8 protein-coding genes are annotated in these 14,310 nt (G+C 64.4%); 3 read left to right on the forward strand and 5 right to left on the reverse strand.

Going from position 1 to position 14,310, the window contains the following annotated elements:
• Positions 1 to 9: 9 nt before the first annotated feature.
• Complete coding sequence (locus VFO93_RS08990; RefSeq protein WP_325134029.1) at positions 10 to 738, reverse strand: DUF3592 domain-containing protein; 729 nt, start codon at positions 736 to 738, stop codon at positions 10 to 12.
• 36 nt (positions 739 to 774) lie between these two features.
• On the reverse strand, positions 775 to 2,613 hold the full coding sequence (locus VFO93_RS08995; protein WP_325134030.1) for a glycosyltransferase: 1,839 nt from the start codon (positions 2,611 to 2,613) through the stop codon (positions 775 to 777).
• 177 nt (positions 2,614 to 2,790) lie between these two features.
• On the opposite strand from VFO93_RS08995, the gene VFO93_RS09000 reads away from it, so the two are divergent.
• Positions 2,791 to 3,420: a nitroreductase family protein gene (locus VFO93_RS09000; protein ID WP_325134031.1), complete on the forward strand. Its 630-nt coding sequence runs from the start codon at positions 2,791 to 2,793 to the stop codon at positions 3,418 to 3,420.
• Between the two features lie 66 nt (positions 3,421 to 3,486).
• On the opposite strand, the gene VFO93_RS09005 is transcribed toward VFO93_RS09000, so the two are convergent.
• Positions 3,487 to 4,275, reverse strand: a complete 789-nt coding sequence (locus tag VFO93_RS09005; RefSeq protein ID WP_325134032.1) for a hypothetical protein — start codon at positions 4,273 to 4,275, stop codon at positions 3,487 to 3,489.
• A gap of 117 nt (positions 4,276 to 4,392) precedes the next feature.
• Here VFO93_RS09005 and VFO93_RS09010 point away from each other — a divergent pair, with 117 nt between their 5' ends.
• The gene (locus tag VFO93_RS09010; protein WP_325134033.1) at positions 4,393 to 4,944 is read left to right on the forward strand and encodes a hypothetical protein; all 552 of its coding nucleotides are present in this window, start codon (positions 4,393 to 4,395) and stop codon (positions 4,942 to 4,944) included.
• Between the two features lie 34 nt (positions 4,945 to 4,978).
• On the opposite strand, the gene VFO93_RS09015 is transcribed toward VFO93_RS09010, so the two are convergent.
• Entirely contained in the window at positions 4,979 to 5,614 is a 636-nt protein-coding gene (locus VFO93_RS09015; RefSeq protein WP_325134034.1) for a response regulator transcription factor, read from the reverse strand.
• 9 nt (positions 5,615 to 5,623) lie between these two features.
• Positions 5,624 to 7,594 carry a sensor histidine kinase gene (locus VFO93_RS09020; RefSeq protein WP_325134035.1) on the reverse strand — a complete coding sequence of 657 codons (1,971 nt, stop codon included), beginning with the start codon at positions 7,592 to 7,594 and terminating at the stop codon, positions 5,624 to 5,626.
• Positions 7,595 to 7,931: 337 nt separating this feature from the next.
• Here VFO93_RS09020 and VFO93_RS09025 point away from each other — a divergent pair, with 337 nt between their 5' ends.
• Positions 7,932 to 13,901, forward strand: coding sequence for a T9SS type A sorting domain-containing protein (locus VFO93_RS09025; protein ID WP_325134036.1), 5,970 nt, complete (start codon positions 7,932 to 7,934; stop codon positions 13,899 to 13,901).
• Positions 13,902 to 14,310 lie beyond the last annotated feature (409 nt).

The following is a 14,310-nucleotide window of genomic DNA, read 5'->3' on the forward strand; positions in this document are numbered from 1 at the left end:
GTAGCGCTACTATTTACAGATGTCCGAAATTTTTGCTTGCAAGAACGGTGGTAGGTCAGCTACAAGCACCGCATTGTCAGGAGCATTTTGCTGGTAGGCGATAAGCTCATTTTTGCCAACTATATTATTTTCAATAGTTTCGGAGAGATGCATGTATTGATGCCCATTAGCTCGATAGAGGTAGTGAGCTACATAATCATCTTTAGTATCGTCGCTGCGGAATGCTTTAGCTTCAAGCTTTTGACAAATAGCCTGCGTAACAGCAATGTCTTTCAGAATTGCAAGTATCCTCCATTTGGCCAGCAGGGTTTTTGAAACGATTGTGCTACCCATGCAAATAAATACCAGACCGGCTATCAGCCCCATAAAGCCGAAGGGACCCGTATTGGTATTTTTTAAGCGCGAGAGGCTAGGGCGATTAAGGCAATACTCGACCTCCGCGGTAGTATCAGGACGCATCGGAGCGACAGTAGAAAAAGAGCTGCCTACCAACGCTTGACCTTGAACCTGATACCGATAGAACGTTTCGTAAACCCGCTCTTCATCAATAGCAAAGTTCGTTTCCTGCGACCCTACCACCCGGCCCGGTACTGAGGCCAGTGGAGTAAAGTAAAAATGCACACCGAGCCAATCCGAAGCAGTCACTACATATAGTCCTACTGCGATGAACGGTAGCCCAAACCATAACAGCAGGCTACGAGCGAAGAGGTGAATTATCTCCTTGCTAGTCAGTTTCATCGCCTACTAGTTATGGTTTGGAACAAGCCTCCTGTGCTACTGCCGCTCCAACGCTAGCGCATACGCCCGGTCGTAGTACACGCGCAGGTTTTTCCAGTCGAAAATGTCGGCCGAGCTTTCGACGCGGTTGCGCTGGGTGATGCGCTCGCGGCGGTTGAGGAGCACGAAATTCCAGAGCATGTCGGTGAGCTCCTCGGCGGCCTGGTCGAAACTGCGCTCCTGGCGGCGCACCACGAAGATGCCCTTGTCGTCGTGGTTGGGCACGTTTTTCTGCACGTAGTCGCCGAAGCCCGAGAGGTCGCTGGTGATGGCCGGCACGCCGCGGGCCACGCACTCGAGCGGGGTGTAGCCCCAGGGCTCGTAGTAGCTCGGGAACACGCCCATGTGGCAGCCGCGCACAAACTGCCCGTAGTCCATGCCGAAGAGCGGCGAAGTAGTACTCACAAAGTCAGGGTGGTACACAATCTTCACGCGGTCGTGCTGGTTGTTTACCAAGTTGGCGCGGCGCACGAAGTTCAGGATGTCGTCGTCTTGGTCGTTGACCAGGTTGTGGGTGATGACGGACGGGAGCTGCGAGGTTTTCCAGCTTTGCAGGCTGCGGCGGTAGCGCAGCTTCCAGTAGTCGTCCACCATGCTGTCGAGGTCGGGTAGGCGGTGCTCCTGGCTGGCGGCGGCGGCGTAGAAGAGGCGCTCGCCCACCTGCTTTTCGATGGCGCGGCAGGTCTGGCGCACCTCTTCGAGCTGGGCGCGGCTTTGCAGCACCAGCGGGTTGATGCTGGTGTAGGGGCGCTTGGTGATGAAAAACATCACGACCTGGCCGCTCAGGCCGCTTTCGCGCAGGCGGTGGTTGAGGCGGGCCAGGGCCTCCAGCGTGAGGTCAAAGCCCTTATTATGATACTCGTAGCGGCCCGAGGTGAAGAGGTAAATCGTCTCGTCGAGGTCGAAGGCGTAGCTCTGGAAGAAGTGGGCCATCACGAACTCGTGAATCTTGTCCTTGTACTTCTTGTGCAGGTTCTGAAACTCGTGCAGGGCCACGAAGCGCTCGATGTTCAGCCCGTTGGGCAGCACCGCGTCGGGGATTCTATCCAATAAATAAATGCACTCGCGCACCGTGAGCTCGCTTACCGTGGTGAACACGTGCGAGCCGTGGGCGGCGGCGCGCTCCATGCTCACGGCGGGCTCGATGTTGAAGTGCTTGGCCTGGGCGCGCCAATCCACGAGCATGAGGTGGTCGTAGAAATTGGGGTCGTTCATGGCCAGGTAGCGGCCCAGCAGCGTGGCGTGCGTGGTAAACACGAGGTGCACCGGCACCTGGCGGCGGCGCAGCTCGGGGATGGCCACGCCCGTCATCCACTCGTGGAAGTGGCCGATAACCTGGTACTGGCCCACGGTCTGGCGGGCTACCTCCTCGATAAACACCCGCGCCAAGTCGCCAAAGGCAATGACTTGGTGCAGCAAATCGTCGTTGTCGGGGGTGGGCAGCTGGTGGTCGCGCCAGAGGTCGGTTTTGAGCTCGGCCAGGCGCGGGTAGTTCTGAAACGGATTAATGAGCACCGTGCGCGGGCGGCCCGTTACGAGCCACACGCCCAGGCAGATATCGTAGCCCCGCTGGTGCAGCGCCCGCACGGCGCGGGCGTAGGGGTCGTCCATGTTGGCGAGCTGGGCATCGTCGTAGGTTTCAAACTCGCCCTGCGCCTGCTGCGGAAAGTAGGGCCCGAGCAGGCAGTAGCGGTCGCCCCAGGCGGGCACGGTAGCGGGCACCTTCGAGCGGATAACGGTGTAGATACCGCCCACCTGGTTGCACACTTCCCAGGCTACTTCGATGAGGAGAGAATTTGGAAACAATTCGTCGGGAGCGTTGGCGAAAGGCTGCATGAGCGGGCGGGAGAAAGAAGACGGGGCGCGAAAGGTAAGGGCGTAGAAGCTGCTTACCATAGCCGCAAGCCGATTTTCGGTCAAAATTAGTTACCCCATCCGCCGCCCCGAAGTTGCCAAAACATCTGCCCCCCGGCTTGGTGTTGTAGCGCCGACCGCTCACTTTTTTTCTTTCTCATGTCTGATACTACCAACGTGCTCCAGCCCGAGCACCCCATTTTGCCCCAGCTCGCGCAGCGCCGCAGCCCGCGCGCCTACACCAGCCAGCCCGTGAGCGCCGAGGTGCTCCAGCAGCTCTTTACGGCGGCCGGCTCGGCGGCCTCGTGCTTTGGCGAGCAGCCGTGGCGCTTCGTGGTAGGCTCGCAGGAAAGCAGCCCCGAGGCGTTTCAGAAAATCCTCGGCACGCTGGCCGAGTTCAACCAAAGCTGGGCTAAAAACGCCTCGGCCATCGCGCTAGCCTTGGCCAAAACCACCTTCTCGCACGACAGCAACCCCAACGCCTGGGCCAAGCACGACGTGGGCCAGGCCGTGGCCACGCTCGCTATTCAGGGCGTCGAGCTGGGCGTGCAGATTCACCAGATGGCGGGCTTCTCGCAGGAGGCCGCCCGCGCCGCCTTCGAGGTGCCGGCCGACTACGAGCTGGTGTCGGTGTTCACCATCGGCTACCCCGGCGAGGTCGAGGCCCTGCCCGAGGCCTTGCAACAGCGCGAGCTGGCCCCGCGCTCGCGCAAGCCGCTGGGCGAAATCATGTTTGAAGGTGGCTGGCCCTCGGTGCAGGGCGAGCGCTACGACCAGGCCCAGAAGTAGGGTAATCTGAAACTTGTAAAAAGGAGGGTGACGCTGCACGCAGCATCACCCTCCTTTTTATTTCCGCTAAAACGGCTGCTCGTGCGAGAAGCTGAAGCCGACCTTGCTGCCGCGGCTCACCTGCTGGTTTTCGAGCTTTTGCTTGACGCTAATCTTCTGGATGTCGCTCATGGGCGGGGCGATGAGGTCGTTGTTGACGGCCGCAATCATGGCGCTTTCCACAAACAGGCGCAGGGCGGCGGGCGTCACGGGCGAGTCGCTCATGTCGTGGCCGGGCAGCTCCAGCTGCTCCACGCCTTCGAGAAAGTAGTGGCTGTCGATGTTCACCAGCAGGCGGCCCACCAGGTAGCCGGGGTCGCTCAGGCGCTGGTACTTGATGCTGTCGGCCATGAAGTTATAGGCCATGATGTGGCCGAAAAAGCGCCGCCGAAAATCGGCCTGCACGTAGGGCGTACCCATCGGCCCGAAGCTGTCGGGGAAGGTGACGATATTGGAATGCATCACGAACACCAGCAAATCGCCGGAAAAGCGGATGTGAAACTCCATGCCGTTGACGGGGTAGTACTCGATGCGGACGCTGGCATCGACGGTGGTCGTGATGCGCTGCGTCAGCTCCAGGCACAGCTCCTGCGACACCTGCCGCAGCACGTCGAACGCGCTTTGCGTGGCCCGGAAAATGGCCTGCTTGGCGCTGGCCTTGCCGCTCAGGCCCTGCGCGATGAGGTCGAGGCGGTCGGTGGGCAGCGCTTCGGTGGGCGCGGGCGCGCTGGGTTTGGCGGCGGCTTTGCGGGGCTTGCGGGCGGGCTTGCGCGGCGGGGCACCGGCAGCGCTTGGGTTGGCAGCGGAGGAGGCCATAAGCGAAGGAGTAGGTGATACCAGGCTTACGCAAAGCCCCTACTGCGCAGTTTTATTTGGCCGGCTTGCCGGCCGCCGCAGGCCGGCGAGCCGCGCGCTGGAGTATGTTTACCGCCCATGCACCCCCTCACCATTCGCGTGGCCGAGGCCGCCGACGCGCCCGCCCTCGCTGCCCTGGCCAACCAGCACACCTACCAGCACCTCACCGCCGCCGAGCGGCAGGGCGGCTTCCTGACCGGCAATTTTTCCGTGCCCGCCCTGCAAGCCATGCTGGCCTCGGTGCCGGGCCAGGTGGCCTACTGCGGCCCCGAGCTGGCCGGCTTTGTGGTGAACTCGCGGCTGGCTGCGGCGCAGTACCCGCCACTGGTACAAGCCATTATCAGCCAGCTACCCACGCTGCGCTACCAGCAGCGGGCGCTGGCCGAGTACCGCTGGTTTTTCTATGGGCCGGTGCTGGTGAGCCCACCCTACCGGGGCCGGGGGCTATTGCGGCAGCTGTTCGAGGCCAGCCGGCGCACCCTGGCCGGGCAGTTCGAGCTGGGCCTTGCCTTCATCGCCACCGACAACGCGGTATCGCTGCAAGTGCACACGCAGGCGCTCGGCCTGGCGGTAGTGGGCGAGGTAGTGGCCGATGGCCGGGCCTATGCCATCTTGGCATTTTTGGTTTAGAGCGGCTCGTAGCGCTCCGCAAACTTCCCTTGCGTCAGGGTTGAAGCAGCCCGTGGTGGGCGGCGTGCTTCAGGAGCGTGGGGGTGTTGTGCACCGCAAACTTGGTGAGCAGGTTGCGGCGGTGCGTTTCGATGGTGAGGTAGCTGATAAAGAGCTTATCGGCCATTTGCTGGCTGGTGAGGCCCTCGGCGATGCAGCCCAGCACTTCCTTTTCGCGGCGCGTGAGCACGGGGGCCACGGCGGGGCCGCCTGCTTCGCTTTGCAGCAGCAGCTCCTGCATTTCCTCACTGAGGAATTTCTTGCCCGCGCACACCTTGGCCAGGGCGTCGGCGAGCTCCTCGGGCAGGGCGTTTTTGAGCACGTAGCCCGCCGCGCCGGCCTGCATCATGCGGGTGAGGTAGCTGCGCTCGTTGAGGGTAGTGAGGGCCACCACGCGCAGGGCGGGCTGCTCGGCCAGCAGCTGCCGGCACACATCGATGCCGCTGCCATCGGGCAGGTTGAGGTCGAGCAGCACTACGTGGGGGCGGGTGGCGCGGGCCAGCTGCTGGGCTTCGGCGGCGGTGCCGGCGCAGCCTACTACCGCCACGTGGGCGAGCGGGGTCAGCAGCACGCGCAAACCTTCCAGCACGATGCGGTGGTCGTCGACGAGCAGCACGCGAATGGGTTCCATAAGAGATAATTAAGCTTCGGGAATTGAAAAATCGATGGTGGCCGTGGTGCCCTGGCCGGGACTGGAATGCAAGTCGAGCGTGCCGCGCAGGTAATCGACCCGCGCCTGAATGCTGTGCAGCCCCACGCCCCGGCTCGTAGCGGCGGGGTCGAAGCCCCGGCCGTCATCTTCGACCACTACCTGCATCTGCGCGCCGGTGCGCACCAGCTGCACGATAACCTGGCTGGCCTGGGCGTGCTTCAGGGCGTTGTGCAGCAGCTCTTGCACCAGCCGGTATACCACTACCTCGATGCGCTGGGGCAGGCGCTCGGCCAGGCCGTAGGTCTGGAACTGCACGCGCAAATCCTGGCCGTGGCTGAGGGCGTCGCACACATCCTGCAAGGCCGCTACCAGGCCAAATTGCTGGAGGGCCTCGGGCATCATGTCGCGGGCCACGCGGCGCAGCTCGCCGGTGGCCCCGTCGAGGTGGTGCAGGGCGCGGGCAAAGAGCTGGGCGCTGGCCTCAGGCAGGGCCAGGCCGGCGCGCACGGTGCCGAGGTAGTACTTCACGGTCGAGAGCATGCCGCCCAGGCCGTCGTGCAGGTCGCGGGCCAGGCGGCGGCGCTCGTCGTCCTGGCCGCGCAGCATGGCCTCGGTGGCCAGGCGCTGCCGCTCCTGCTCCAGCTCTTCGATTTTGCGGGCCTGGCTGGCCTGCTGCTGGGCGGCCAGCTTTTGGCGGGCGCGCAGCGCGGCGTAGCCCAGGGCCAACGCGCCCAGCAGCACCGCGAGTAGCGCCAGGGCGGCGTAGTTGAGGGTAGCGCGCCGGTGCAGCTCCTGCTGCTGGGTTTGGCGCTGCGCCCGCAGCACCGCTATCTGCTGCTGCTGCTGGCGGGTTTGGTAGCGGGCTTCGAGCTGGAGGATGCTGCGCTTGGTTTCTTCGCCTGCGAGCTGGTCTTCCAAGGCTTTCATCTGCTTGAAATAGGCCAGGGCGGCGGGCGCGTGCTGGGGGCCACGGGCTTCTTCCAGCGCGGCCAGCTCGGCCAGCACCTGGGTTTGCACCGACAGGCTTTGCTGGGCGCGGGCCAGGCGCAGGCCCTGGCGCAGGGCGGCATCGGCCGCCGCGTAGTGCCCCAGCCGGCGGCTGGTGCGGCCCAGCTCCAGCAGCAGGCCGGCCTCGTCTTTGGCATTGCCCTGCCGCCGCACGTCGGCCAGGGCCCGTCGGAAGCTAACCTGCGCCTGTGGGTAGCGGTTGGTTTTGAAAAAGTAGATGCCCCGGGTCCGCTCATAAAGCGCCCGGTAGCGCTCGGCCTCGGGTTGCGCCATCACCAGCCGGGCCTGCTCCAGGTAGTGCCCTGCTTCGGCGGTGCGCCGCTGCGCTACCAGCAGCTGCACCAAGCTGGTGTAAGGCGGTAGTAATTGCTCGGGATGGTGCAGGGGCTGCGTTTGCAGGGCCAGTGCCCGCTGCAAGTAAGCGAGCTGCTGCGGGCGCTGGCCCAGGTCGCCGGCGCAGTCGGCCAGGTTACAATACAACACCAGCAGCCCGTCGTAGTTGCGGGTGGCGGTAAAATGGTCGGCCGCCCGCAGGTAAGCCACCATGCTCGGCAGCGCGTGGTCCTGCTCCCACTCGGCCGAGCCGATGTTATTGGCCACGAGCCCCAGGTAGTAGCGCAGGCGCGGCGTGGGGTGCGCCCGGTAGGCCGCCGCCAGCTGCTGCTCGGCTTGCTGAAACAGCGCCACGGCGGCCGCGTAGTGGCCGTGCTCGGCCTGGAGCTGCCCCAGCATGACGTAGCTACCCCCGATGCCCTCGGTAAAGCCCAGTGCCCGGCTGCGCGCCAGCGCCTGCCGCACGAGGCGGGCGGCCTGGGCCGAGTCGGTGCGTAGCAGCGCCTGGCTGCTTTGCAGCAGCTGCCGCACCTGCTCGGTAACGGCGGCGCTCTGCCCCCTGGCCGGTAAGAAGCCAGCCAGCAGCAGCAGACACAGGAAAACGGCGAACGGGGGCATCAGGCGCGGGACTTGCAACCCTGAAAGTACTACCCACCCTGGCCCGCCGCACCCCGCGCCAAAAAAATCCTGGGAACCCGGGAGAAAGAAATACCGGGTTCCCGGTATTGCCGCTGGATTCGGGGGCCGCTTAGCTTTGCGAAGTGCAGTTTACGGGCTTTTAAAGCGCCTTATTGGCAATTGGTTACGCCTTGCTTGCCAGCTTCACTACTGGCCCTGGCCGGGCTGCCCAGGCGCGCGGCCACCTGCTGGCGCGGCCGGCTTTGCAGCGGCTGGCTGCTACCCGTCGGCGCTCCTCTTTCTCCTTGTATTTACCATTTTCACCTCCTCATTTTTCATGCAAAAAATGTTACTTCGTGAGTCGCCCCTGCGGCGGCTCGGGGCGCTGGCCTCGCGGCCACGGCTGGCGCGGGCGCTGGGCGCGGGTGCCTTGCTGCTTGGCAGCCTGAGCGCCCAGGCGCAGCTTTCGGGCAGCAAGGCCATTCCCGGCTCGGGCAGCACTGGCTACGCCACGCTGGCGGCAGCCGTGGCTGACCTCAACGCGCAGGGTGTGGGCAGCGGCGGCGTCACCTTCAACATCGCGGCGGGCTACACCGAAACGGCGGACAACCTGCTGATTACCGCTACCGGCACAGCGGCCAACCCCGTCGTGTTTCAGAAATCGGGCGCCGGGGCCAACCCTACCCTCACGGCGGCGGCGGGCACCTCGGCCACGCTCGATGCTATTATCGGCTTGCAGGGCTCCGACTACGTGACGTTTGACGGGCTGACGCTGGTGGACCCGACCTCGAACAGCACCGCTACTACCCAGATGGAATGGGGCTTCGCGCTGCTGAAAGGCAGCACGCCCACGGTAGACGGCTGCCAGAACGTGGTGATTCGCAATTGCGTGGTGACCTTGCAAAAGGGCACGGCCACGATGGGCATTTATGCCAACAACCACACGCCAGCCAGCACCACGCAGCTGGTGCCTACCACGGCGGACGGCACGAACTCGAACAACAAGTTCTACGGCAACGCCATCAGCGGCGTCAACAATGGTATTTACCTGGCGGGCTACGCGGCCACCAACCCTTTCACTTACCTCGACCAGAATAACGAGGTGGGCAGCATCGTGAGCGGCACGGCGGCCACGGGCAACACCATCACCAACTTCGGCACCACGGCCACGGCCTACGGTATCTACACCATTTACCAGAACGCGCTGAAGGTGCAGGGCAACAGCGTGAATTCGGCCCCGACGGGCTCGGCCGCTGCGCCTACCAACGAGCTCTACGGCGTGCTGGTGAGCACCGGCGGCAACGCCGACCTGCTGGGCAACACGGTGAATATCACCACAAACACCACGTTCTCGGCTACCTACGGCATTCAGAACAGCAGCGGGGTGCGGGCCACCAACGGCACGGTAACCATAGCAAACAACAACGTGACGATGGCCTCGACCACGGCCGCGTCGGCCACGTTCTACGGCATCAATAACACGGTGGCGGTGCCTAACCTGGTTGTGTCGGGCAACGTGCTCAGCAACTGGACCCGCCCGAACACCACCTTCGGCTCAAGCTACGCGCTAAACATTGGCACCGGGGCCACTACCACGCAAAACGTGTTTGGCAACACGGTGAGCAACTTCAGCGGCTCGTCCACCGGCTCGTCGGTGTACGGCATTGCCAGCAACCACAACGCGGCGGCGGCGGTGCAGTACTACGATAACACGGTGCAGAACATCGCCGGGGCCGGCTTCACGCTCGTGGGCATGAACCTGAGCGGCGGCCGCACCCTGGACGTGTACCGCAACCGGGTATCGGGGCTGACGGCCAGCGGCGGCTTCGTCGTCGTGCAGGGCATCTACGCCCTGGCCACCACGACCAACGTGACCAACAACCTCATTGGCGACCTCAACGCGCCCAACGGCAGCAGCACCTCCAGCATTGTGGGACTGGCGCTGGGCAACTCGGCGTTTATTTTGCAGACCAATTCGGTGAATGCCCAGTACAACAGCATCTACCTCAACGCCAGCAGCTCGGCCACGGACTTTGGCACGTCGGGCATTACTTATTCGGATACGCGGACGTTCACGTTCACCTTGCGCAACAACGTGGTAGTGAATACCTCGACGGCCAACGGCACGGGCGTTACTGCGGCGCTGCGCCGCCTGGCGGGCTCGGCCGGCGTGGTGCCCCTGAACCTGGCCAGCGCCACCAACAACAACCTGTACTACGCCGGTACGCCCGGGGCCAAAAACCTGATTTACGCCGAGGGCAGCAACAATATCATCGTCAACGCGCAGCAGACGCTGACTGCCTATAAGCTCTTCATGACGGGCCGCGAGGCGAATTCGGTGACGGAAAACCCACCCTTCGTGAGCACCAGCGGCACCAGTGCCAACTTCCTGAAGGTGAGCACTACCGTGCCGACGCAGATTGAGAGCGGCGGCACGCCTATCAGCGGTATCACGACCGACTACGCCAACGCTACGCGCAACACCACCGCCCCCGACCTGGGGGCCTACGAAGGCAGCTACCAGCTGCTCGACATATCAGGGCCGGTAGTGGCGTACACCAACCTGCTCAACACCAACCTGACGACCAGCCGCACGCTGGTGGCCACCATCACCGACGCCAGCGGCGTGGCTACGGGCACCAACGCCCCGCGCCTGTACTACCGCAAGGGCACCTCGGGCGCGTTTGTGTTCGTGAACGCCACCAGCGTGAGCGGCAGCCAGTACACCTTCACCTTCGACTACGCACTGCTGCCCGGCGGCAGCGTGGCGGCGGGCGACGTCATTCAGTATTACGTGGCGGCCCAAGACTTGGCCGCTACCCCCAACGCCGGCACCGGCCCCCTGGGCGGCAGCGGCACCAACCCGCCCGGCACCACCGCGCCGGCCACGCTGGCTTCGTTCCAGGTGGTGGGCAACCTGAGCGGCGTGTACTACGTGGGCACCTCCACGCCGCCCGCCGGCACGCCGGCCAACCGCGTGTTTGCCACTCTCACGGCGGCCGTGGCGGCGTATAACCTCAACTTCCTAGCCGGGCCGACCACGTTCTACCTGCTCGACGCTACCTACTCGACGGCGGAGACTTTCCCCCTCACCTTCGGCACCAACCAAGGCGCTTCAGCCACCAATACGCTGCTCGTGACGCCCTACACCGGCGTGAGCGCGGCCATCACGGCCAGCAGCAGCGCCCAGGCCGTGGTGCTGCTCAACAGTGCCCGCTACATTACCCTGGACGGGGCCAACACCACCGGCGGCACCACCCGCAACCTGACCCTGACCAGCACCAACGCCAGCGCCAATGCGGGGGTGTGGGTGGGCAGCCAGGGTGCGGGCAACGGCTCGACCAACATTACCCTGCGCAACCTCAACGTGGTGGGCGGCAATACGGGCCTGGATGAGTCATACGGCATCTACGTGTCGGCCGGGCCGTCGCCGTACACCTTCGCGCTGAGCACCATCACCTACGGCGACGACAACGACAACCTCGTGATTCAGAACAACGCCATCACGCGGGCCACCGAAGCCATTTTTGCCAAAGCCAACGGCACGGCCACGGCCTACGATGGGTTGCAGATTGTGGACAACCGCATCGGGGCCGCGCCCACGGGCACGACGGCCGTGGCGGCCGGCAACATCCTCTACCGCGGCATCGACCTGCAAGGTGCCGCCGCCCCGCTCGTGTCGCGCAACGTCATTCTGGGCATGGATGGCACGGTGCGAGGGGCCAATATTTCGGCCATTGTGCTGAACGACAACGTGACCGATGCCGTGCTTTCGCGCAACTCGATTTCGGGCCTGCGCAACCTCAACGCCAACGGCAACGGGGCCATCGGCATCCAGCTGAACAGCACGACCAACCTGACCAACACGGAAATCTCCAACAACGTAATTTCCGACCTGCTGACGTCGGCCAACTTCAATTCGACCAGCAGCAACCCCTTTGGCATTCAACTGACGGGCGGCACGGGCACCAAAGTGTACTACAACACGGTGAATTTGTTCGGCAACATCATCTACCCGCCGAGCAGCGCCAACCCGGGCAACATCAGCGCGGGCCTCGTGGTGACGGCCGCGGCGGCCACCGGCCTCGACGTGCGCAACAACATCTTCGCCAACGCCATTACGACCACGGCCACTACGAACACGGTGAAGTCCTACGCCGTGTACTACCCCAATGCCACCGTACTGAACCTCAGCGACTACAACGACTACTACGTGAGCGGTCCCAACGGCGTGCTCGGCTACGTGGGCACCGATGTGACCACGCTCGCGGCCCTGAAAACGGCCACCGGCAAGGACGCCAACTCTATCAGCACCGACCCGATTTTCGTGTCGAGCACCAACCTGCTGCCCCTGTCGGCGGCCGTGGCCGCCGCCGGCACGCCCCTGAGCGTGACAGTGGACTACACCGGCGCGACGCGCCCGAGCACCGCGCCCAGCCTCGGGGCCTACCAGTTTGCGCCCCAGGCCGTTGACCTGGCCGCCAACGGCCTGGTATCACCCCTGAACAACAACGCCTCGACTTGCTTCGGGACTAATACGCCAGTGACGGTGCAAATCCGCAACCGGGGCACGGCGGCGCTCAACTTCGCCACTAATCCCGCCACCGTGACGGCGGTTGTCAGCGGCCCCAGCGGCTCGACCCAGACCCTGACGCAAACCATCAGCACGGGCACGCTGGCCCCGGCCGCCACGCAAAACGTGACCTTCACCAGCCTGGCCGATTTCACGGCCCTGGGCACGTACTCGTTCGCCATCACGGCCACCGTGACCGGCGACGGCAACACCACCAACGACCTGCTGACGCCCGCCCCCACGCTGAACGTGGTGGCCCCGGTGGGCGGCACCTTGTCGCCGGCTACCTACGCCATCTGCACCAGCGGCTCGGCCACGCTCACCCTCGTTGACGCGGCCAACGGCAGCCTCCAGTTGCAAAGCAGCAGCAGCGCCACCGGCACCTTCACCGATGTAACCGGCGCTACTGCCGCCACCTACACCACGCCGGCCCTCAGCAGCAGCACCTACTACCGCTACAAAGTGACTTGCGGCACCAACGTGGCTTACAGCACCGTGGCCGCCATCACGGTGGCCGCGCCGGCCATCACCGCCGCTACCTCGCCGCTGACCGTCTGCACGGGTAGCACGGCTTCGCTCTCGGCCACGGTATCGGCCGGTAGCAGCGTGCGCTACTTCACCACCGCCACCGGCGGCACGGCCGTAGGCACCACCAACCCCTACACCACGCCGGCCCTCACGGCCAACGCCACTTACTACGCCGAAGCCTTCGCTACCACCTCCGAGAACGTGGGCAAAACCCTGACCGACGGTGCCAATGGCGCCTACGATGACGGCGGCCTGATTTTCACGACCACGGCCCCGACCACAATTTCGACGGTGACGGTGTACCGGCAGCCCAACGCGGCGGCGGGCACGGCCACCATTCAGCTTCTGAACGGCACGAGCTTCTTCTCGCCGGCAATCGCCACCGTCAACGCCACGGTGCCGGCCAACCCAACGAACACGGTAGCGCCCGCCGTCCTCACGCTCAACATCGCGGTGCCGGCCGCCAGCGGCTACACGCTGTACCTGCGCAATGCTTCGCCCGCGCTCATCCGCGACTACCTCAGCGCCACGCCGGCCACCGCGTACCCCTACACCTCGCCCAGCGGCCAGGTGAGCATCACGGGGCCGACCACGACCGGCTACTACTACTACTTCTACAACTGGCAGACTAGCACGACCTGCGTAAGCCCGGCCGCCCGCACCGCCATCCAGGTGAACGTGACGACGCCGCCCAGCCAGCCGGTGCTTACGGCCACGCCCCAGGCCGGCGGCACGGTGCTGCTGAGCACGCCCACCCAGGCGGGCCTGACCTACCAGTTCTACCAGAATGTGGGCGGCACGCCCACGGCCGTGGGCACGCCCACCGCCACCGGTACCCTGCTGCTCACGGCCGGCACACAAACCGGCTCCTACACGGTGGTGGCCCTCGCGGGCAGCTGCGCGTCGTCGCCCTCGGCGGCCGTCACGGCCACGGTGCTGAGCACGGCCACGGCCACGCTGGCCGGTGTGAGTTTGCGCGTATTCCCGAACCCCACGGCCGACGGCCAGCTTAGCCTAGAGCTGAGCGGGGCCACTGCCAAAGCGTCGCAGCTGACGGTGCTCAACGCCCTGGGCCAGGTAGTGCACACCGGCCCGGTGGCCCCCGGCACGGCCCAGCTGAAGCTCGGCCATCTGGCGGCGGGTGTGTACACCTTCCGCGTGCTCACCGAGCAGGGTGTGCTGACCCAGCGCGTGGTGCGGCAGTAGTCCCCGTTAAAATTTGATGGAAAGCCCCGCTGGCCAGTGGCCGGCGGGGCTTTTTGCTTGCGTTGTTTCAGTCCCTTAAGATGGCTGCGCATTTGGCTTGCAAACCTAAGTTCGGCGGGCAAAAGCACTTTTCTCCAATCTTTTCCATCCACATCACTACGCCACAAACAACTAGCTAGCAACAGGTTGCCAACAAGAAAGCGGATGGCTACCAGGACGGTCGTCAATATATGGCGCGGCGGGCAAGCGCTGGCCCAAAGCTGTACTAGCGTGTCGGTGGAGCGAGTAAAGCCGAAGTACCCGGAGCCGCAGCGCAGGGTAGCTGAAAACCTGCCACGCTACCCGGCAAGCCACTTAGTGCTTGGCAGCCCACCCAGACGACATGCAAAAAGCCCCGTTTCTGACTCAG

The sequence above is a fragment of the Hymenobacter sp. genome (genome assembly GCF_035709525.1).
GTDB lineage: Bacteria > Bacteroidota > Bacteroidia > Cytophagales > Hymenobacteraceae > Hymenobacter.